Source organism: Massilia antarctica (assembly GCF_015689335.1).
GTDB lineage: Bacteria > Pseudomonadota > Gammaproteobacteria > Burkholderiales > Burkholderiaceae_D > Telluria_A > Telluria_A antarctica.
In genome coordinates, this window is sequence record NZ_CP065053.1 from 1402183 (window position 1) to 1424072 (window position 21890).

16 protein-coding genes and 1 pseudogene are annotated in these 21890 nt (G+C 66.3%); 9 read left to right on the forward strand and 8 right to left on the reverse strand.

Annotation, left to right across the window (positions count from 1 at the left end; translation table 11 throughout):
• Window positions 1–221 precede the first annotated feature (221 nt).
• From IV454_RS06350 to IV454_RS06365, 4 genes are all read left to right on the forward strand, one after another.
• Window positions 222–2114, forward strand: a complete 1893-nt coding sequence (locus IV454_RS06350) for a carbohydrate-binding module family 20 domain-containing protein (protein WP_229522092.1) — start codon at window positions 222–224, stop codon at window positions 2112–2114.
• A gap of 217 nt (window positions 2115–2331) precedes the next feature.
• Window positions 2332–3636 (forward strand): cation:proton antiporter, encoded by a 1305-nt coding sequence (locus IV454_RS06355; RefSeq protein ID WP_206090774.1) that lies wholly within the window; start codon window positions 2332–2334, stop codon window positions 3634–3636.
• A gap of 102 nt (window positions 3637–3738) precedes the next feature.
• Window positions 3739–4407: a hypothetical protein gene (locus IV454_RS06360; RefSeq protein WP_206090775.1), complete on the forward strand. Its 669-nt coding sequence runs from the start codon at window positions 3739–3741 to the stop codon at window positions 4405–4407.
• 37 nt (window positions 4408–4444) lie between these two features.
• On the forward strand, window positions 4445–4888 hold the full coding sequence (locus IV454_RS06365) for a hypothetical protein (protein WP_206090776.1): 444 nt from the start codon (window positions 4445–4447) through the stop codon (window positions 4886–4888).
• Window positions 4889–4967: 79 nt separating this feature from the next.
• Here IV454_RS06365 and IV454_RS06370 read toward each other — a convergent pair.
• Window positions 4968–5243: pseudogene (locus IV454_RS06370) on the reverse strand (transposase); the annotation flags it as partial.
• A 55-nt stretch (window positions 5244–5298) separates the two neighbouring features.
• A complete protein-coding gene (locus IV454_RS06375) occupies window positions 5299–6702 on the reverse strand; it encodes a thioredoxin family protein (protein WP_206090778.1) in 1404 nt (467 codons plus the stop codon).
• 124 nt (window positions 6703–6826) lie between these two features.
• Here IV454_RS06375 and IV454_RS06380 point away from each other — a divergent pair, with 124 nt between their 5' ends.
• Together IV454_RS06380 and IV454_RS06385 are read left to right on the forward strand one after the other, a co-directional pair.
• Window positions 6827–8719, forward strand: a complete 1893-nt coding sequence (locus IV454_RS06380) for an AsmA family protein (RefSeq protein ID WP_206090779.1) — start codon at window positions 6827–6829, stop codon at window positions 8717–8719.
• A 122-nt stretch (window positions 8720–8841) separates the two neighbouring features.
• Entirely contained in the window at window positions 8842–9660 is an 819-nt protein-coding gene (locus IV454_RS06385; RefSeq protein ID WP_206090780.1) for a hypothetical protein, read from the forward strand.
• A 15-nt stretch (window positions 9661–9675) separates the two neighbouring features.
• Here the strand turns inward: IV454_RS06385 and nudC are convergent, their stop codons facing one another.
• Entirely contained in the window at window positions 9676–10497 is an 822-nt protein-coding gene (gene nudC, locus IV454_RS06390; protein ID WP_206090781.1) for an NAD(+) diphosphatase, read from the reverse strand.
• 224 nt (window positions 10498–10721) lie between these two features.
• Here nudC and IV454_RS06395 point away from each other — a divergent pair, with 224 nt between their 5' ends.
• On the forward strand, window positions 10722–11726 hold the full coding sequence (locus tag IV454_RS06395) for a glycosyltransferase family 9 protein (protein ID WP_206090782.1): 1005 nt from the start codon (window positions 10722–10724) through the stop codon (window positions 11724–11726).
• 115 nt (window positions 11727–11841) lie between these two features.
• Here IV454_RS06395 and IV454_RS06400 read toward each other — a convergent pair whose 3' ends face one another.
• From IV454_RS06400 to IV454_RS06415, 5 genes are all read right to left on the reverse strand, one after another.
• Window positions 11842–12987 (reverse strand): glycosyltransferase family 9 protein, encoded by a 1146-nt coding sequence (locus IV454_RS06400; protein ID WP_206090783.1) that lies wholly within the window; start codon window positions 12985–12987, stop codon window positions 11842–11844.
• Window positions 12984–13790, reverse strand: a complete 807-nt coding sequence (locus IV454_RS32745) for a glycosyltransferase family 2 protein (RefSeq protein ID WP_229522093.1) — start codon at window positions 13788–13790, stop codon at window positions 12984–12986. The genes IV454_RS06400 and IV454_RS32745 overlap by 4 nt, the downstream gene beginning before the upstream one ends.
• On the reverse strand, window positions 13787–14401 hold the full coding sequence (locus IV454_RS32750) for a DUF4254 domain-containing protein (RefSeq protein WP_229522094.1): 615 nt from the start codon (window positions 14399–14401) through the stop codon (window positions 13787–13789). Before IV454_RS32750 ends, IV454_RS32745 begins: the two co-directional genes overlap by 4 nt.
• A gap of 88 nt (window positions 14402–14489) precedes the next feature.
• Window positions 14490–14693: a DUF2795 domain-containing protein gene (locus IV454_RS06410; RefSeq protein WP_206090784.1), complete on the reverse strand. Its 204-nt coding sequence runs from the start codon at window positions 14691–14693 to the stop codon at window positions 14490–14492.
• Window positions 14694–14756: 63 nt separating this feature from the next.
• On the reverse strand, window positions 14757–15977 hold the full coding sequence (locus IV454_RS06415; protein WP_206090785.1) for a pyridoxal-phosphate-dependent aminotransferase family protein: 1221 nt from the start codon (window positions 15975–15977) through the stop codon (window positions 14757–14759).
• A gap of 779 nt (window positions 15978–16756) precedes the next feature.
• Between IV454_RS06415 and IV454_RS06420 the strand changes: the two genes are divergently transcribed.
• Window positions 16757–18115 carry a flavin-containing monooxygenase gene (locus IV454_RS06420; RefSeq protein ID WP_206090786.1) on the forward strand — a complete coding sequence of 453 codons (1359 nt, stop codon included), beginning with the start codon at window positions 16757–16759 and terminating at the stop codon, window positions 18113–18115.
• Window positions 18116–18361: 246 nt separating this feature from the next.
• Complete coding sequence (locus IV454_RS06425; RefSeq protein ID WP_206090787.1) at window positions 18362–21607, forward strand: DEAD/DEAH box helicase; 3246 nt, start codon at window positions 18362–18364, stop codon at window positions 21605–21607.
• Window positions 21608–21890: the final 283 nt, after the last annotated feature.

A 21890-nucleotide genomic window follows, 5' to 3' on the forward strand; every position in this document is an offset into this window, starting at 1 on the left:
ACATTTTTCATTTGTCAGTTTACATTCAATGTAGTTGTGCTACATTTGCATTCCGGAAGCACACAAGGGCCCAGCCCGCCGCCTCCGTCCGGCGCCCACCCGGCGCCGCAACACCGCCCCCGTTTCACCCGGCCGCATCCCATGCATGGAGACAGATGGGATACCCGTGCCTCTACCTTCACTGTTGTGCATTCCACTACCAAAAACCATAAGGAAGCAACATGACATCACCTCGCAAATCGCCCCTGGTACGCTCGCTGATCGCCGCCGGCATCCTGTTCGGCGCCGCCGCCGGCCAGGCTGGCGCGGCCGCCTTCAATGCCCCGGATACCTCGGTCCAGATGTTCCGCTGGAAGTGGAACGATATCGCGCGCGAGTGCACCAACTGGCTCGGCCCGCAGGGCTACGGCGCGGTCCAGGTATCGCCGCCGCAGGCCTCGGCCAGCCTGGGCACCTGGTGGGACATTTACCAGCCGGTCAACTTCACTTCGCTGGGCAGCAACATGGGGACCGAAGCCGAATTCCAGTCGATGATCACGACCTGCCACGCCGCCAGGGTGCGCGTGTATGCGGACGTGGTGGTCAACCACATGGCGGCCGGCGCCGGCACCGCCACCAACGGGTCGGCCTGGAACGCCGCCACGCTGAGCTACCCCAACTTCAGCGGCCAGGATTTTCATCCGGCCTGCGACATCCAGGGCGGCGACTACGGCTCGCCGGGCAACCGCAACGGCGTGATCAACTGCCGCCTGAGCGGCTTGCCCGACCTCAAGTCCGAGAGCAGCTACGTCCAGGGCCAGGTGCGCATCTTCTTCAACAAGCTGGTGGCGATGGGTGTGGACGGCCTGCGCATCGACGCGGCCAAGCACATGGCGCCAGGCGACATCGGCGCCATCCTGGCAGGCACCAACCGCACCACCACCTCGGGCGAAGCGCTGTGGCTCACGCAAGAGGTCATCCCCGATAACAACGTGGTGCGCTCGGGCTACTTCGGCAATGGCACCCTGAACGAATTCCAGTACGCGTACGCGCTCAAAGCCGTGTTCCGCAACGAAAACGGCGCGAGTCTGGCGCAAATCCGCAGCATCATGGGCACGCCGGGCAACTGGGGCGGGACCTGGGGCTTCGTGCCGGGCGACAAGGCGACTGTGTTCGTCAACAACTGGGACACCGAACGCAACGGCAGTTCTCTGGTGGCCAGCAACTATGTGGCGGGGCAGGTCAACGATACCCAGGGCAGCAAGCGCTACGACCTGGCCAATATCTTCATGCTGGCGTGGCCGTACGGGCATGCGCAGGTGCACTCCGGCTTTCGCTTCAACAGCTACGACCAGGGCCCGCCGGCGGCCAGCCCCTTCGATGCGAACGGCAATCCACTGATCAATCAATCGTGGGATTTCATCCACCGCTGGTCCGACATTGCGAATATGGTGGCCTTCCGCGCGGCCACGTCCGGCCAGGGTATCGATCAATTCGTCAACGGCACCCCGAACCAGATTGCGTTTGCGCGCGGCAGCAAGGGCTTTGTCGCCATCAACAATGACGGGGCGGCGTGGAATGCATCCCTGCAAACCTTGCTGCCGGCGGGGACGTACTGCAATGTCGTGACAGGCAAGCTCAATGCCGCGCAGACAGCGTGCAGCGGCGACAGTGTAACGGTGGGCAGCAATGGCATCGTCAGCGTGAGCATTCCGGGCAACGGCGGCGCCAGCGTGCCGGCGCTGGCCTTGCATGTGAATCAGAAGGTCAGCGGCGGCGGTGGCGGGACCACGCCGCCAGCGTGCAGCACCGTGGCGGTGACCTTCCGCGTGGCCAATGCGAATACGGTGCCGGGACAGAACGTGCATGTGACGGGCAAGCGCAACGAACTGGGCAACTGGAGCGCGACCAACGGCAACCAGCTGGCGATCGAAGGCAGCGGCGCCAATGCGGCGTGGTCGCGCACCTTGCAATTGCCGCCGTCAACCGCGATCGAGTACAAATTCCTCAAGCATGGCGCGGTGGCGGATGTGTGGGAACGCAACCAGGCCAGCGCCAGCGGCAATCGCCAGGCCACCAGTCCGGCGTGCGGAGCGCCGGCGCTGGTGCTCGATGCGGGCAGTTTCGCGTTTTAACTGGTGACGCAATGGGCGCAAGGCGAGCGATCCACCTCGTCGCTTCCGCGCAGATCCACCACCTCGTCGCCCCCGCGCCAAGGCGGCACTCGGCGGGGGCGACGTTAATGGGCGGGGACGACGATGGGGCTGAGGCTCGATCCGTACGGCAACAGCGCGTAGGGAAAGAGTTCTCTTCTGTAGAATCGCCCCACTCCCCTACCCGCCGATACGCTCCATGACGACTACCCATTGGTTTATCCTGATCGGCTGCCTGATGCTGGCGCGGGGCTTGATGGCGACCAGTATTTCGCGCCTGCCGTTCACTTCGGCCATCGTCTACCTTGGTGTCGGCCTCGTCCTGGGCCCCATGGTGCTGGGCATCTTTTCCTTCAGTCCCGTCGAGCAATCGCACCTGCTCGAAACCCTCACCGAAATCGCCGTGCTCGTGTCCCTGTTCTCGGCCGGCGTGAAAATGCCGGTGCCGATCTCGCGCCAGCGCTGGATGCCAGCCATCCGCCTGGCCTGGGTGTCGATGAGCCTGAGCGTGGGTCTGATCGCCGCCTTCTGCTACTTCGTGCTGGGCTTGCCGCTGGGCGCCGGCGTGCTGCTCGGCGCCATCCTCGCCCCCACCGATCCGGTCCTGGCCACCGACGTCCAGGTGCGCCATCCCGACGACCGCGACAGGCTGCGCTTCACCCTCACCTGCGAAGCGGGCATGAACGATGGCTCGGCCTTTCCCTTCGTGATGCTCGGTCTTGGCCTGCTCGGGGCCTACGACCTGGGCGGCATGGGCTGGCGCTGGGTGCTGGTCGACGTGCTGTGGGCCACCCTGGCCGCGATCGCCATCGGCACCCTCGGCGGCGCGGCGCTGGGCCGGCTTGGCTGGATGCTGCGCGGCAAAGATCCCAAGCACGAGGTGCTCGACGACCTCGTCGGACTGGGCTTGATCGCCGTCGTCTACGGCCTGAGCGTGATTTTCGTTGCCTGGGGCTTTTTGGCCGTGTTTTTCGCCGGTGTGGCCCTGCGCCAGACCGAACTGGTGTTGTCGGGCGCCCACAAGGACCGCCAGGGCTTGCTGGTGCCCGAACGCAGCAAGGACGATCCGGGCGCTGCGGCGACGCCAGCCGACCTGCCGCTCACCGTCAGCGCCGAGTCGCTGGTGTTCAAGGAGCATCTGGAAAGGCTGTCCGAACTGACCCTGGTCCTGCTGCTCGGCGGCATGGTGTCGCTGCACGACTGGAACTGGCGCAGCATCGGCACGGCCCTGTTCCTGTTCGTCGTGGCAAGGCCGCTGAGCGTGATGATCGGCCTGCTTGGCTCGGACAGTTCGATGCGCATCCGCGGCATCACCGCCTGGTTCGGCGTGCGCGGCATCGGCTCCCTGTATTACCTGATGTACGCCCTCAACCACGGCTTGCCGGTCTCGCTGTCGCGCGAGTTGATCCAGATCACGATCGTTGCCATCATGCTCTCCATCGTGGTGCACGGCACCAGCGTCAAGCCACTGCTCGACCGCTTCTGGCGCAAAAAACAGACATAAACCGCCGCGTTGCCGCACACATGCGCCAAGCCAAACCGCACGCGCGGGCCAGGCCTACAATCGAACTCCTCCCCAGTGTTTTTCCACGAGGCGGTGACGGCCATGGCTACCTTTTCCATTGCATCGACCGCGGCGCTGACAGCCGCGCTGACCCTTTCCTGCGGCGCCGCGCTGGCCCAGGCGCGCTTGCCGGCGGACGACCTGGCGCGCTTCGGCGTGGACGACAGCAGCTGGTTGTCGGAAGCGCCGCACTACTACGCGGGCGCGGCTACGCGCATCCCCTCTTCCGGATTCACCCGCGCCACGGGCCTGAGCACCAGCGTCTGGTGGGGCATGGCCAACAGCAACGCCACGAATTACTCGGTGGGCGGCATCGTGCTCATGTTCGGACAGGATGCGCTGCCCGGCGCACCGGTCGAAATCGCGCGCCTGCTGGCACAGCGCGCTCTGGCCGTCACGCCGGCGGCCACCTCGACCTGCATGGTGCCCTGGCTGCAGTGCGCCGCCTTTGGCACCTTGGAAACGCGCATGCGGGCGCAATATGCCTTCCTCAACGGCGAGCGCGCCAGCGACGACACAATGGAAGGCCGGCGCAGCTTCGTGCATGCGCTCAGCGCCGGCATGCGCCTCGACTTCCCCTACACGCGCACGGCCGGACACGGGCCCTGGTTCGTGCAACTGCGGGCCACGCGCCGCTCGTCCGCGTTCAAAAGCGCGCTGCCCAGGCCGCGGCGCGGGGGCGTCTCGCTGACCATCGGCACCGAGTTCTGATCTATACTTGTTGGCATTACTCCACAGGAAAGCGATCATGCGCAGGTTCTGGATTTTACTGACGCCGCTGCTCCTGGCCGGCTGCATCAAGAGCTCGGCCAGCTACTACATCGACGACGGCAACAACGACCACGTCATTACCGTGCGCGCGGAGCAGGAGTACTTCTGGAAAAAAGAAATCACCCTGACCCTGGTCGCCGCGCACATGCCGGAATGCCAACGCGTATTTCCCATGTCCAAGGTGCCGGTCCACGATGTGTCGGTCGAGCTGTTCTCGAACGGCGACGATGTGTACACGGTGCGCTCCGGCACGGAAGTGATGCAGGTCGATACGCTCAGCTGCGCCTTGCTGGCCGAACCGCCGCCCAAGGCATTGGGACAGCCGGTCGGCACCTTTTTCCTCGATGAAAAGAAAATGACGTTTGAAAAGGCCGCGACGCCGCACGCGCCAGCGCCAGGCACTGCCGGCGCTGGCGGCTGAACATGATGCGCTGACGCCGCAGCAGGCGCCGTCAGTGCCGGCCCAGCACCTTGTGCAGGGTGGCAACGGTGGCGGGCCGGCCGATGCGCTCCAGCGCCGCCTCCAGCAGCATTGGTTCACCCGGCCGCAGCGCCGTCCACTGCGTGAAATATTCGTGCACCGTGCGCCAGGGCGGAAACCCTTCCGGCACGCCGCGCCAGGCGCTGCCGCTTTCCAGAAAATACAGTACCGCGCAAAACACATCGTACAGATCGTGCTTGCGCGGACGTGTCCTGCGGCGCGCGGCTTCCAGCATGCCGCGCACCGCCTCAAACTCCTCATGCGAAACGTCGCTTGCGAACTCAGGTCGGGCCATCGTCGTTAACCTCAAATCTTGTTTGAGGGTCTGATCTGGAACAGGTTCCCTAAATTTATTCCTTGACTCGTTCTAGTAAGATCTGCTTAAGTTTTTGCTTAAATTTTTCAACTTGCTCGTTGGAACCGTTGAACGACGCCAGCTTGTCCAGCATGCGCGCAAGCTGGGTGCCGTTGCGGCGGAAGTTGGCATCGGCCATGGCCTCCACCTCGGGCAGCAGCGCGCCCGCGAGGCGGCCGATGCGGGCCGCGTCGTCCGGCCCCGCATCGATCAGCGCCAGCAGCAAGGTAGCGCCCCATTGCAGGCGCGTGGCCGGGCCGATGGCCTGTTCCCAGGCTTGTTGGTACCAGTCGAGCATGGCAGGCACATCGCCACGTTGTCTGGCAACGGCGGCCAGGTTGTGCATGAAATAGAAAGGCGCGTGCGAGCCGGGCAGCGCGGCGCGCAGGACGGCCTCGGCCTCCTCCAGCAGGCCGGCGTCGGCCAGCGCGCCGGCCGCGGTATTGACCACGTAATGGCGCAGCGCGCTCTCTTGCGCGGCCGCCAAGGCACTGGCGATGCGCTCGCGCAGCAGTGCGTCCAGGCCGGCGACGGGGCCGCCCAGGCGCGCCATGCGCACCCGCACGCGCAGGGCCGCCAACTGGTCGGCCCGGTCCAGCTGCGCCGACGACACCAGCTGCTCCAGCGCGCCTGACCATGCCGCGCTCAACACCATGCGCTGTTCCGCCTGCGGCGCCGTCAGCGCACGCACCAGCTCGACCGCGTAATTGCTCACCAGATCGGCCTGCGCCAGCACCGCTTGCGGGTCGGCCAGGGTGCGCAGCAGCATGTCGAGGCCGTCGCGGGGGGCAGGACCGGCCTTGGACAACACGGCGGCATGCAGCGCGTGCCAGGCCAGCCGCGATGCCGACTCCGGTTCGTCGCAGGCATCGCGCAAGGCGACCAGGGTGGCGCCCAGGTCGCGCCCGGCCAACAACTGGTCTTCATCGGTATCCCAGGAATAACCAGCGAGCAGGCGCCATTCGTCGGCCGCCAGGACGCGCTGGCCCGACAAGGCATCGCGCAGCGACTGCGCCGCCGTGAACGGCGCCGTCAGCGCCAGTTGCAGCAGGTGAAGAAAGCGCGGCGCCGCCAGTTCGCACGGCAGGCGCGTGATCTCGGCGCCATCCGGGCGGTACAGCACCAGGGTCGGGTAGCTGCGCAGATGCAGGCGCTCGGCCGCACCTTGCGCGCCGGCGGCATCGCCATCGATGTGCAGCGCCACGAACCCCGACGCCAGCGCGCCAAAGACGGGCTGGGACAACACCGCCGCCTTGAGCCGGTTGCACGGCGGACACCACACGGCGCCCCAGTACAGGAACACCGGCTTGCCATCGGCGCGGGCCTGGGCAAACGCCGACTCCGGATCAAGATGCCAGCCGATGACGGTGCTTGTCTGCGCGTTGGCATCGTTCGCCATGATCCTGCCCCAAGTGTGTGGAAAATGGCGAAAGTATATCGAAAACAGGGGCACCCGGCGAAGGGGATCCCGGCGGGTCTGCCCGGTGCTACACTCGACGCCTTTCCCGCCTCCGAGTTTCGTCATGCAAGCACGCATCAGGATCGCCGTCATCGCGCTGGGCGCCACCGTGCTGGTGCTGGGTAGCGCCCTCGGCATCCTGGCGGCCCGCTTCGACCCGAACGCCTACAAGAGCGCCATCGTCGAGCGGGTGCGCGAGAAAACCCACCGCACCCTGGCCATCGGCGGCGATATCCGGCTGGCCGTGTATCCGCGTCTCGGCGTACACCTCGGCAAGGCGAGCTTGTCGGAACTGGGCGGCACGGGCGAATTCGCCGCGCTCGACAGCGTGCGCCTGTCGTTCGCGCTGGTGCCGCTGCTGCTGCGCCAGGAAGTGGTGATCGACCGCATCGAACTGCGCGGCATGCGCGCTACCGTGGTGCGCCAGGCCGATGGCAGCATGAACATCGACGACCTGACCGCCGCGCGCAGCAAGTCCGGCGAGGGTGCCGGCGCGTCCGGGAACGCCGGCGCCGGACCGGCCCGCATCCGTTTCGCCGTCGACAGCATCCGGGTCGACAACGCCCATCTGCGCTTCGACGACCGCAAGGCCGCAAGGATCGTTGACATCGCCCGCCTGAACATCGATTCCGGCCCGATCGCGCACGGCGTGCCGAGCCGGGTCGCGCTGTCGGCCAATATCGGCGTCGACAAGCCGGCCCTCAACACCGTGCTGATTTTCGAGAGCGGCTTTTCGCTCGACCGCGATACGCGCCGGGTGGCGATGACGGAACTCGACGCCAATCTCGACCTGTCGAGCCGGGCCGGCATCGAATCGCGCGCCAAACTGAAAGGCAGCATCGAGATCGACTTCGGCAAGGAAGCGATCGCCGCCGCGCTCAAGGGCAAGATCGACGATAGCGCGGTCAGCGGCAAGGGCGCATTGCGCGACGGCATGCTGCAGCTCGACATCGATATCGACCGCCTCGATATGGCGCGCTATCTGCCGCGCGCGGCCGCGCCGGGCGCGGTTGCGGCCGACACCGGCCCCGTACCGGACCAGCCCATCGACCTGTCGTCCCTGGCCCGGCTGCGCGCCAGCGGCACCCTGCAAGTGGGCGAACTGACGGCCGGCGGCCTGCGTGCCGCGAATGTGCACGCGGTGTTGCTGGCCGATGGCGGCAAGACCAGCATCAAGCCGCTCTCGGCCACCTTGTACGGCGGCAACGGCATCGGCTCGCTGAGCCTCGATTTCACGGACGATGCCAGCAAGCCGCGCATGGCGCTGGTGCAGGACTTGCGTGGCGTCTCGCTCGGCGCGCTACTGTTCGACGCAAGCGGCAAGACGCCGCTCACGGGACGCGGCGACGTGCGGCTCGACTTGGCCACGCAAGGCGCCAGCACGATGGCCCTGCGCGAGGCGCTTGGCGGCACGGCGGCGCTGCGGCTGCGCGACGGCGTCATCGGCGGCATCGACCTGGGCCGGCTGGTGCGCGAAGCGAAGGCGGCCGCTGGTGTGGGCAGCGGCGCCGAGTCGACCGGCTTCAGCGAGCTGAGCGCGACTTTCCGCATCGATGGCGGCGTGGCCCGCAGTACCGATTTGTCGGCGAGCACGCCGCTGTTGGGCATCGGCGGCGAAGGCCAGGTCGACCTTGCGCACGAAACCATCGATGCGCGCTTGAGTTGCACCGTGGTAGCGAGCCCCGGCGGCCAGGATGGCCCCGCCGCCGCTAGCCTGGGCGGGCTGACGGTGCCGGTGGCGCTGAGCGGTCCGCTGGCCAGGATGGCATGGCAGGTCGACGTGGCGGCGCTGAGCGGCGAGGCGGCGCAAAAGATGCGCGCGCCCATGCCGAGTGGCGCCAAGGAAAAATTGAAAGACCGGGTCACGAAAGACCGGGTCACGAAGGACCGGGTCGCGAAGGACCGGGTCGCGAAAGACCGGGTGAAGGACGTGCTCGGTGGACTGTTTCCGCGCTAACAGCGCTATAGGTGGCAGGCACACTACGGCGCCGCATTTTGTTGAGCAAACCCGAACCGCCGGGCTGGGCTTTGGGATAGCGTCGGAGATAGCAAACCCCAGCAAACACATCGGGAGGATATATGTTCGGCAGCACTGTCCTTGAAGTTGCGGTTGGCCTGACTTTTTGCTACGCGACGGTAGCATTGATTGTCAGCACGGTGCAGGAAGCGCTGGCCTCGGCGCTGAAACTGCGCGCACGCGGGCTGCTCGAAGGCATCAAGAGCATGCTCAACGATCCGGATTTCACGGCCTTGGCGCGCGCCCTGTACGCCCATGCGCTGGTCAATCCGCACAGCGACCCGGCCAATCCCGGGCAGGAACACATCGGGACCAAGCCCTCGTACATCAAGCCCGAGCATTTCGCGATCGCCCTGATCGACACCATCGGGTCGATTCCGGGCGACTACGACCAGCTCGGGCGCGACATCGATGCCCTGACCGATCCGCAGATCAAGCGCGCGCTGCAAGGCATTTACCAGCGCGCCGGGGGCGACATGGCACGCTTTCAGGCATCGGTGGAAGGCTGGTTCGACACGGCGATGGACAGGGTGTCCGGCCTCTACAAACGGCGCGCGATGGTGATGAGCGTGCTGCTGTCCTTGCTGCTGGCGGGTCTGTTCAACATCGACAGCATCCACCTGTTCAGGACCTTGTGGGCGCATCCCTCCCTGGCGGCCCAGATCGGCGCGGCCCCGGCCCCCCTGAACCCGCAGGCGCTGCAGATGCTGTGGACCTTGCCGATTGGCTGGGAACAGTTTCCGCCGGCCCTGAACCGGGACTTCGCGCTCAGTGTCGCGGGCTGGGCATTGACCGCCTCGACCGCGCTGTTCGGCGCCCCGTTCTGGTTCGACCTGATGAAGCGCACGGTCCAGGTACGCGGTACCGGACCCAAGCCCTAGGGCCAAGGCCCGCCGTCAGGCAGCGCGGTCCGGACGGTGGGCATCGACCAGGATGGTCGAGATGGAAAAATGCGGCACCCGTTCGGGCCATTCATCGTTCGGCCCGAACCAGCGCGCTTCCACGATTTCGCTTGGGTCGACCCGGATCTCGCCATCGAGGTAGTCGGCGGTGAAGGCCAGCATCAGCGAGTGGGGAAACGGCCACGACTGGCTGGAAAAATATTCCAGGTTGTGGACCCGCAAGCCGACTTCCTCGAACACTTCGCGGTGCACCGCTTCTTCCACCGATTCGCCCGCTTCCAGGAAGCCCGCCAGCGGCGTGAAGCGCTTGCTGGGCGAGGCGGCGTGCAGCGCCAGCAAAACATGGTCGCCCTTGCGGATCAGCACCATCATCGCCGGCGAAATGCGCGGATAGGCCATCATGCCGCAGGCGCTGCACACATAGCAGCGCTCGCCCGCCTTGAGCTGCATCGGCTGGGCGCACGCGCCGCAATAACGGTGGGTCCGTGCCCACTCGGCAATCTGGCTGGCTCGGCCCGCCACGCTGAGCAAATCCTCGTCGAAACCGCCAAACAGGGAACGCACGCTGCGCCAGGTGTAACCGGGCAGGGCCAGCTCCTCGCTGCCGTGCCACGCTGTCTGGCAATAACGCCCGCCCAGAATGCCTACCGCATGCGGCGTGCCCGCGATGTCCAGGCCGGCAAGCTCGTCTACCGAGGGAAGCCCCAGGTCCGCTTCGCGCAGCAACAAGCGGCTTCCGTGAAAGACAAACGTCAGTGGATCGGAGTGCGATTGCGCCGTGATCAGCGGCACAAACGTTGAGGGCATTTGAAGCATGCGGCCAGCCTTTTGAGTTGTGGACTACAGGCAGCATACCGCATTTTTCAAGCACGGATTGCCCGGCCAGGGCGATGCAAGCGGCAGCGGATGCGATCTGCGTCAAACCGGCGCGACCCGCATCGAACGCGGTTGGTGCCGCGCTGTCATACCGGTAGTGCCCGCACTGGCATGGCCGGACCGCGCAGGCGGCGGCAAAGGCGCTCACACAATGGCATGACTCCATGACGACATCTTCCTGGTTAGCCCGGCACGACAAGGCCAAGGTGGTCATCTTCCGCGCGCTTCAGCTCGGGGATATGCTGTGCGCGGTGCCGGCCCTGCGCGCCTTGCGCGCGGCCATGCCGGGGTCGCGTATCAGCCTGGTCAGCCTGCCTTGGGCGGACCAGTTCGCCCGCCGCTTCAGCGCCTATATCGACGAGTTCATTCCCTTCCCCGGCCACCAGGCGTTTCCCGAACAGCCGGCCAGGCTCGACCAGCTGCATGAGTTCTATGCCGGCATGCGCGCGCGCCGCTTCGACCTGGCGCTGCAAATGCACGGCAATGGCCAGTACAGCAACGCCGTGGTGCGGGCCTTCGGCGCGCGCGCGATGGGGGGATTCGGGGCCGCGCCGGGCGGCGGCGACGATTGCCTGATTCCTTTTCCAGACACGGGGGCGGAACCGCTGCGGCTGCTCGAACTGGCGACCGGCCTCGGCGCACCGGCGCGTGGTCCCCAGCTGGAGTTTCCCATCACCGCCGAGGACGAGCGGGAGCTCGAAGGAAGCGGGGTGGCGCGCGGGCTGGCGCCGGGCAGCTATGTGTGCATTCATCCGGGGGCGCGCTCGGCCGACAAGTGCTGGCCGGCGGCGAAGTTCGCGGCGGTGGCGGACCAGCTCGCGATCCGTCCACGCCTGACAACGGTGCTGACCGGCTCGCCCGCCGAAGCGACGCTGACGGCCGCCGTGGCACGCCTGATGCGGCGTGCGCCGGTCGATGCGGCCGGGCCCTTGTCGATCGGCGCGATGGCGGCGCTGATGAGCCGCGCGCGCCTGCTGATCTGCAACGACACGGGCGTGTCGCACATCGCGGCCGGGCTCAGGCTGCGCAGCGTGGTCATCTTCAGCAAGGCTGATATCCGGCGCTGGGCGCCGCTCGACCAGCGACTGCATCGCTGTCTGTGGGACCCGTTCGGGGAGCAGGCCAAGACCGTGCTCGATCAGGCGCGGGCCTTGTCGAAGCTGCGCTAAACAACGCAACAAGCGGCATTCCGCGCGCCTAACAGGCCGCGCGTGCAAGAGCCACGATGCCGCCGCACCATGCGTGTGGCAGCACCGTGCGTCATGCCATGCCCCGTCGTTTGCCTCATCCGCAGAAACGGCTCCCTGCCGCAGCCCCCCCTGACGCTCCTGTGACGGCATGTCGGCCATCCTTTGCGCGTCCATCGCGCAGCAGCCCGAGCGCCAGCGCGTTGACCTCATCCTGCGTTACGTCGTCGACAAAGCTCGCATCGTGCGCGCAGCGCGTGCGGATGTTTTCCTCGCCACAAACCGGACAATGCACGCGCAACGATACCGCCGCGCGATGGCCGTGTTGCCGCAGCGGCGCCGATTCGATCAGGTTGGTCAGCCAATAAATCCCCACGGCCGGCGTGCCGAGCGCCAGCGCCAGGTGCAGCGGGCCGGTATCGTTCGATACCACCAGCGCGCAGCGCGCGACAATCCCGCACAAGGCTGCGAGCGACACTTTGCCGCTCAGATCGATCGCCGGGCGGCGCATTGCCCCGATGAGCTCGCGCACCAGCGGCGCTTCCTCCTGCGTGCCGTTGACCGCCACCGCTGCGCCTTCACGCACCAGCACATCGGCAAGCGCCGCGAAACGGCGGACCGGCCAGCGCCGGCGCGGGTCGCTCGCCCCCGGTTGCAGCAACACCAGCGGCCCGTCGCGCGCGGGCGGCAGCAGCCGCGCCGCCTGGGCCAGATCGTCCCCGGTGACGTCGAGCTCGCGCCGCATCGGCCACGCCGCGGCGCCGGCCAGCGCCGCCACTTCCAGCAATTGCAGGCGCCGGTTGACCACTCCTTCGTGGCGGACGTTGCGGTCCAGCGGTTCGGCGTCGCCCGCGCACATGCCCACCGTCAGGCGCGCGCCGAGCCGCCGGATGAACGGGTTGGCATGGCGCCCGCCGCCGAACAGCTGGACAGCCAGATCGATCCCGCTCTGGCGCAGGTTTTCCACAAACGCTTCGACAGCGCAGGGATCGGCATCGTCCGGCCCGCCCACGCCCATGCCGGCATACGGCGGCATGATGGCCACGGCATCGACCGGCCCCGGCCGCCCTTGCAGAAACGCCGCATGCCACGGCAAGCCGATGTACGACAGCCGCGCCTCCGGATAACTGTGCTTGAGTGCATGCAAGGCCGGCAGGCAAAACATGAAATCGCCCAGCGCATTCGGGCGCAGCACGACGATGTGGCGCACACGGGCCAGCCGCGCGTGCTGTCCGCTCTTCATAGCAACACCTTCGGCGCGTCGACCCGGCGCGCCACCACGGTGGTCGGCAATTCCATATGATAGGCGCCGGACGGGATGATGCCGCAGCCGCCGGAGCGCGCCATCACGCGCAGTTGCGCCAGCACATCCTCGCCGCAGTGTTCCGGCGGCAGCGCTCTCCAGAAATCGAAACCGCCGGCGGCGCGCAGCTTGGCCGTATCGAACAGCACGCAGCCGCCGATCCAGGCCACCCGATAGGCACGCGTGGCCTCGCGCCCGATGCCCAGCCGCGTCTGCACGTGGAACAGATTGGCCGCGCTGTGCAAGTGGTGGCGCTCCCAGGCGAATCCGCCCGGCGCCACCACTTCCGGTTCGACCCGCCCCTCCCAGAACTCGATGGCTTGCTGATGCGGCCGGCGATCATGGCGGTGACTGAGGCCGTGCAAGGCGCTGCCGACAAAGCCGCAGCGCTGCTGGCGCATGGTGCGCGCCAGGCGCTCGATCAGATCGCTTTCGATGATGACATCGTCGTCGAGAAACAGGCACCACGGCGCCACTGCCTGGGCCAGCAGAAAGGCGCGCTGCTCGGCCATGCCGCGCCTTGGCAGATGGCGCCGCATGTCCACCGGCAGTCCGCGCGCGGCCAGATAGCGCAGCACCGCGCGCACTTCGGCGCTGGCGGCGGCGCCCTCGCCATCGGACTGGTCCGATACCACGATGCGCAGATTGCGCGCGGTTTGCGAGGCCAGCGCCGTCAAGGTCACGGCCAAGGCCGCCGCGCGATTGCAGGTCGGTATCAGCACATCGATGCATTGCTCGCTCATGGCGCGGCCCCGCCGCGCTCGCGCTCCGGCGCCCCGTACAGCCAGGGATTGAGCGCGGGATCGTTGTACATCTTGAACTGGCGATAGACCTTGAAGTAGGCTTGCCCGCTGGCGGCTTCGGCAAGCAGGCGGTCGAGACAGCAAGCCAGGTCGTGCCGCTGCAGCAACAGGCGCTGCAGCCTGCTCTGGCAGGCGCTCACGTGCTCGGCGCCGGCCTCGGTACGCAAGCTCTGCACGCGCATGTGGAACACCTTGAGCGCGAGGATGGACAGGCGGTCGATCATGGCGCCCGCCGTTTCGCTGCTCAGGCGCGTGCCGGGCCGGGACACCACGCCGGCCAGCTGCGCGAGCAGCGCTTCGTCGATCGCTTCGACGGCATCGTTGCGCAACTGGTTGTGGCGGTCGATCAGGCGCTTGCTGGCGGCAATGGCGGCGCTGCCGGCATCGGTGCGGCGGGCGCGGTCTTCTTCCTCCCACAGCAGGCGGTTGTGACGGTGATTGGCTTCTATCCAGCGCCAGACCGGCGTATCGGCCGGGGCCGGCAAGCGGACATCGTCCAGTTGCGCCTCGTGCCACTGCATCAACGATAGGGCATCGAACTCCTTGAACATCGCCACTCTCCTCGCGTGTACATCCGGATGCCAGCGCAACCGTGTATAGCTTGGAGCGGTAGAGCGGGCGCAAAGTTCCCGCAGCCGTTCAATCGCCGTCGTCGGGCCCCTTGAACGCCTGGCTGACCTCGGCCGGCGTCTGGAACGCTGCGTCGGGCAGCGCGTCGAGCGAGGCGCACACCTTCTCGTCGGCGCCGAGCTTTTTGGCGTTGGCAATCAGGGCGGCCTTGTTGGCCGGATAGTCCACGCCCTTGAGGAATGTTTGAATCTGGATGGGGTTTGCATGCGCCATGGTCGTCTCCCGTGTCAATCCAGGTTGGACAGCATGGCGCGGCGCAAGTTCACGCCGGAGCTATCAGCTGGCCGCTGGCGCCATCGCATGGCGCGACAGCGAGCGTTCCAGTTCGGCCATGCCGGCCGGCAGGTCGAGGCTGGCGCCGCCGGCCTGCATGCTGGAACCGAAGGCGTGCAAGGTGCGGAACAGATTGTGCGCGCGGCTTTGTTCGCCCATCTGGCCGATACGCAGGATGTTCAGGCCGAAGGCACCCGAAATTTCCACTTTGTGCACGCGCGACATGTGCGCGCGCACCACGTCGGACGACACATGGTCGGGTGTGACGATGCCGATCACCGAATTGAGCCGGTGCTGCTTGGGCACCAGCAATGCCAGCCCGAGCGCTTCGATGCCGGCCTGCAGCGCTTCCGAGCATTGCTGGTGGCGCGCGAAGCGGCGCGGCAGGGTTTCGGCGCACACCAGGCGCAAGGCTTCGTGCAGGGCCAGGATGCCCGATACCGGCGCCGTGTAGTGATAGGACTTCTGGTTCCAGAACTGGTCGGCCAGTTGGGCGTCGAGGCACCAGTGATAGGGCTGGTGGGTGCGCGTGGCAATTTTTTTAGCCCAGGCATGTTCCGAAAACGCCAGCAGGGACACACCAGGAATCGAGGACACGCCTTTCTGCCCGCCCGTGATCACCGCATCGACCTGCCAGGCATCCATGTCGAGCGCCATCGTGCTCAAGGTGCAGACGGCGTCGACGATCACCAGGCAGCCGTGCGCGTGCGCCATGCGGGCGATGCCGCCCAGGCTGTGGTTGCACACCGTGTTCGAGGTTTCGCCCTGCACCAGGGTGATGGCGGCGTAGCCGCCCTTGGCCAGTTCGCGCTGCACCAGGTCGACGCTCGCGCTTTCATTGTTGTCGATGTGCAGCAGGGTCGCTTCGCCGCGCACCCGGCTGACCATCTCGGCCATGCGCTTGCTGAAGTAGCCGTTGCAGATGCATAAAACCCGGTCGCCCGGATGGACCAGGTTGGCGATCGCCATTTCCATCGCCGCCGAACCGGGCCCGCCCACGCCCATCACGTGCGAGGAACTGGTCTGGAACACATAGCGCCCCATTTCCTTCACCTGGGCAATCACCTGGTTCATGGTGTCGCCGAGGTGGTTGATGACGATCGAATTGGCGGCCGCCACGGCGGGCGGAATCGGCACCGGGCCCGCGCCCATCATCAGCAAGGGTTCATCCGGCAGGATGTGTTCGAGCGGAACTATGTCGGGAACGCGGATTGCCTCAACCATTCAATGACTCCTCAAATTATGTGTACAGGATGCTCATCATAGCGTGCAATCGATTAACTAGTTTCCATGCGGTCATTTCCAGCGGAGTCGCTCCGGCGACGTGATAGGAAGGGGTAATTTTCTACGCTCGATATGATCCAAATCAATAAGTCGTGGAATATGTGCCGATACAACCTTTTACTGCGTCATTTGGCATAGCGCGCCGCCATCGGCATTCCCATGCCCCATATTCAGGCGCACTCAGCTTAATAAACAGGCAGATGAATATGACCATGCCATGACAAAATATGGTGTTTTTACCATAACAATTAATGTTCAATTAATTAATGAGCGGTTTTGACGTCCACGCAGATACGTCGCACCAGATGCCGGACGCGGCCGTCGCAAGTGATCGAATTTTCAACATCTCAATTGGTGCAACAACAACAGCAAGAAATAGAGGCGAAAACCAAACTCATTTAAATTCAATGACTTAACGCGATTTCTTATGCGACATAAATTGCTATTAGTAATACCTGCGCAATATTGATTGACACTCCGATGCCAAATCGTTTTTAATCGCCCCGGCGAAATAACAATATTTCGTAAAAATGCCCATCCGGCATTAACTACGCGGTCCCGGCCGGCGCAAAAGGCCGGCTTTTTCATTTATCCATCCTGCGAGTGGTGAATACGATGTCCCTATGTCGATCTGTTGATGTGATGTTCCGATCCTGGCGATCGGCGTTACCGATTCCTTGCACCGCGGCGGATGCCGCCGGCCGCGCGGAGCAGTGCCGGTGAGCGCCGCCCTGCCAACCTTCGCCGACCTGGCCGCGCGTGTCGCCGGCGGCGCGCTGAACCGCCCGCGCATCGCCATCATCGGGGCCGGCAGCAGCGGCCTGGCGTGCGCCGCCGAGATGCTGCAACGCGGCCTCGACCCGGTCCTGTTCGAAGCGCGCTCGCAGCCGGGCGGGCTGTGGGGCAAGGACCCGCTGTCGGCGATTTACCCCGACCTGGTCCAGAACGCGGCCGCGCAACTGCCGCTCTCGCGCCCCGAGACGGGCAGCTGGGCCGCCTACACCGAGCAATGCCTCGACACCGTCAAGCGCCAGGGCCTGGTCTCGCGCATCTTCACCTCGACCAAGGTGCTGTGCGTGACGCCGTCGCTGCACGCGGGCGGGGCCGACCTGCTGATCGCCAGCGCCGACCAGGCCGCCTCCCCCCTGCTGCGCCACTTCGAGCAGGTGGTGTACGCGGGCGGGCTGTACCACACGCCGCAATTGCCCGACATCGCCGGGGCGGCCGACTTTGCCGGCCGCATCATCCACTCGTCCGACGTGCGCGACATCAGCCGCTTCGTCGGCCAGCGCGTGCTGATCGTCGGCCTGGGCAATACGGCCATGGAATGCGCGGCCAAGCTGTTTCCGGTGGCGCAGCAACTGGTGCTGTCGGGCCGCAGTCCGACCTGGCTGGTACCGCGCATGATTCACGGCAACCCGATCGATGTGGCCACGCGCGCGCTCAAGGATGCCTACCGCCACAGCTACCAGGCCAGGCTATGGGAAGCCTGCCGCCTGCATGGGGCGGTCGGCCATGCGGTCGACCCGTCCAGCCACGAGATCGATGTGGGGCGCCAGCGCATCACGGTCAGCGACGCCATGCTGGGCCCGGTGCGCAGCGGCATGGTCCCGCTGCGCCCGGCCTTGGCCCAGGTGGCCGAACGCAGCGCCCACTTCGTCGATGGCAGCAGTTGCGACGCCGACATCATCGTCTGCTGCACCGGCTACCAGAGCCAGGCGATCCTGGCCGAAGGCAGCGAGGTGCCGCAGCAGTTGGTCGGCAACGTGCTGCATGCGCGCTACCCCGGCCTGTGGTTCACCGGCGCGCCGGCCTTGTGGGGCAGCCCGGCCCCGATCGCCAAGAAGCAGGGCCGCCTGATCGCCCACGCCATCGCCACCGGCTGGCAGCGCGACGACCTGAGCCAGGCGGTGCGCCCGCACGCCAATTACGACAAGGCCGCCACCCGCCTGCCGTTCGGCTTCGAGGTAGCCGACTTCAGCGGCTACGCGCACATGGTCGACCAGGCCTGCGCCAGCCCGGTCCCCGGCGACGCGCACGCGCCGCTGGCCGGCAACCCGGTCAACTACGCCGGGTAGGAGGGCGCGGCGCACGAGGGCGCGGCGCACCAGAGCGCCGCGCAGGGTAGCGCCGCGCATCCTCCGCGGATGCACGGTGCGGACAAGGACCGCTTCAGCGGACGGCAAGGTGCGCCATTGTGAAATCGGCCCATGTTTTGCCGTCGGTGAAGTTACAATCCCGCCTTGTCAAATGATCGCCAGCGCGCTCATGCAAGTTGGCTTCCCCGCGCTTTCACCGGGAAACCATGCTCCCGGAAAACTCCTATGCCCGCACAGTACGTCAACACACTTCGCTATTGGTTCGATGTCGAAGCGCTCATGTATCCGGATCTTCCCAAGCCGGGCAAGCGGCCCGTCTTTTTCAAGCGCTACGACGAACAGCTGCCGTGGCTGCCGGCGCCGCGCGGCACCCTGGCGGCCGACGCAGCGCACGGCCGGCACAAGTATTTCGTCTGGTTCGGCCTGGTCGAGAAAGGCGTGCTGGAAGCCGAGCTGGCGGAGATGTTCCCGCCCGATGCGGCCGAAGAAAAATTCAGCGGCAACCACCTCCGCCCGGCCAGGGGCAACACCTTCCTGTGCGCCATCGAGATCGGTTCGGATGGCCGGCCCAGTGTCGACACCTTGCAACTGGCCGCGTTCGCCGTCGCCTTCGCGGAAAAGAAAAACCAGACCCGGATCGGCTACGGAACGACCCTGTTCGGCCTGAAGAACAAGCTGCACGAACTGGCCATGGGCAACCATGGCATTGCCGACGCCGACTGGTTCGACCAGGTCACGGACTTCCTCATCGGCGAGCTGGACTGGAAACCGCGCACCCTGCTCGCGCGCGCCCAACTGTGCGCCCACGAGGTGGCCCTGGTCGACCGCCGTGGCAAGAAATTTCCGCGCGCGCCGGAAATGGACCCGGTCAATTCCTTCTATCTCGACGACCTCGAGCGCATGCGCCAGGATGCCGAACACGGCCCCGGCTCGGCCCAGATCCAGGCTTACCTCGACGGCCACGAACATAGCGACGCCCGACGCGACATCACCCGTCCCGGCACGGTCAATGCCGCGCTCGATCCGCGCCGCTTTCCGGTCGGACGCTGGCCGACCGAATTCCCGCTGTTCCTGATGCAGCAGGTCGCCGTCAACATCGGCCTGGAAACCCTGGCCGACGGCGGCATCTTCTCGGTCAACGGCCCGCCCGGCACCGGCAAGACCACCCTGCTGATGGACATCATCGCCGCCCGCGTGGTCGAGCGCGCCCGGATCCTGGTGCAATTCGCCAATCCGGAAAGCGCGTTCGCGCGCGCACCGCACCAGGTCGAGTATCCGGCCAACAGCAGCGGCGTGGCCTATAGGGGCCCATGCTTCCACCTCGATGAGCGCCTGCTCGACAGCGGCATCGTGGTCGCCAGCGAAAATAACAAGGCAGTGGAAAACATCACGCTCGATCTGCCCAGCATTAAGAAAGTTGCGCCGCAAGCGCTGCTGGTGGACGGCGCACCGTTCGACTATTTCGCCGCCAGCGCCGAATCGATCCTCAACGAAGAAAAGAAAAAGCTGCCGGGCGAGACGGAAGACACCGGGGCGGACGACGACGCCGACGACGACCACGGCAAGATCCGCTGCTGGGGCTTGATTTCGGTCCCGCTCGGCAAAAAGGCGAACCGCAGCCTGGTGGCCAACCGCCTCGGCGCCTTCCAGGAGTCAGGCCTGGCGAAACAGCTGGCCGCCGCCGGCGCCGCGCTCAACTGGGAAGCGGCGCGCACCCGCTTCAACGAGGCCGTGGCCACGGTCGAAGCGATGCAGGCGGCGATCCTCGACTACGACCTTGCGCTGCCGGAATGGAAGGCGGCGCGGGAACTGTGCGCGGCTGCCGACGCCGCCGCCGCCGCGGCACGCCAGCGCAACGATGAGGCCGACGCGGCGCTGGCCGCCCTCGACGCCGATAGCGCCGCCAATGCATCGGCCATCGCCACCAATCTGCGCGAACGCGAACTGCACACGACCGAATGGCCGGCCTGGCGCCAGTTGCTGGCGCGCTTGTTGCGCAAGGCGGCTTTCGCCGGATTCCAGGCGCGCCGGCAGGCATTATCGGACGAGTACGACAGCCTGCGCGGCACGCGTGCGCGCCTGGCGGTGGCGCGGCTGGAAGGATCGACCAGCGCCGCCACGCATGCGGGCAACTGGCAGGCCGCCCGGGCCGATGCTGCCACGCGCGCGGCCGCGCTGCGCACGGTGCGCCAGCGGCTCGATGCGCTCGCCGCCAGCCTGGGCGAGGCCGCCTTCGACCCGGCCGCGTTCGCTGAGCTTCCGGTCGAGCAGCAGCAGAAGTCTCTGCCGCGCAGCAACGCCGGATATCACGCGGCGCGCGCCACGGTGTTCGTCGCCGCCATGCAACTGCACAAGGCCTTCCTCAAGCATGCCGGCAAGCCATTCGAAACCAACTTCCGCCTGGCGCTGGCCATGCTGGCGCAGGATGGCTACATCCAGCCGCACCTGGCGGCCATGGCACGCCACTGGTGGGCCACTTTCTTCCTGGCCGTACCGGTGGTGTCGAGCACCTTCGCCTCGGTGTCGCGCTGCTTCGCCGACCTTGGCGAAGGCGACATCGGGCTGCTGCTGGTGGACGAAGCCGGCCAGGCCGTACCCTCGCACGCGCTCGGCGCCATCTGGCGCTCGAAGCGCGCCCTGATCGTGGGCGACCCGCTGCAAGTCGAGCCGGTGATCGCGATGGACAAGAAGCTCGACTACGGCATCCTCAGCTACCACCAGGCGCCGGCCGGGCACCAGCTGACCGCGTATTCGGCCCAGCACCTGGCCGACCGCGGCAACCGCTTCGGCGCCAACGTGGTGCAGTACGACGGCAGCGACCTGTGGGTCGGCGCGCCGCTGCGTGTGCACCGGCGCTGCGCCGATCCGATGTTTTCGCTATCGAACCGGATTGCCTACAACGGCAAGATGGTCTATGGCCCGGCGCGCGCCGAGGAAGAACAGGCGAGCGTGCTGCGGCCGCTGCTCGGTCCCTCGTGCTGGCACGATGTCGCCGTGGGCGAATTCGAGGAGCACTACAACGCGCGCGAAGGCGCGCTGGCGGCCGACATCGTGGTGCGCTACGCCAGCAACGGCTGGGTCGGCAAGGCGCACGGCTTGCCGGACCTGTTCCTGATCTCGCCGTTCAAATCGGTGGCACAAGAACTCACTAGCCTGCTGCGGGAACGGGTTGACGAATGGGCCGGCGAAGCCGACGACGACGCCATCGCCAAGTGGCTGCACGGGCACGTGGGCACGGTGCACACCTTCCAGGGCAAGGAATGCGAGACGGTGGTGTTGGTCCTGGGTGGAAAGAGCGACGGCGCGCGCAACTGGGCGGCCGGCCGGCCCAACATCATCAACGTCGCCGCGACCAGAGCCAAGCGGCGCCTGTACGTGATCGGCAACCGCCAGCAATGGTCGCGTACGCTGTTCGGCCGCCAACTGGCCGACGCCATGCCCGTGCTTTCCCAACCGGGGTCTGACCTCTGATTAGCAATTTTTTCGTTTCCTAACCGGGGTCAGACCTCTGATTAGCATCATTGTGTCTTTCCGAACCGGGGTCGAGCCTCCGATGTAACACATTTCTATCTCCACAAGCGCGCCATGACCGGCAGGCCGCCGATGCGGCGTCTTTTTGTTGCTCATCAGACCTTTGTTGCTAATCAGAGGTCTGACCCCGGTTGTAGGAATTGTGAGCGGACGCCGGGCGCATTGGGGCCCGATTCGCAAGCGCTGGTTCCCAATCTCCGAACCGGACGCGCGTTGATCAGGG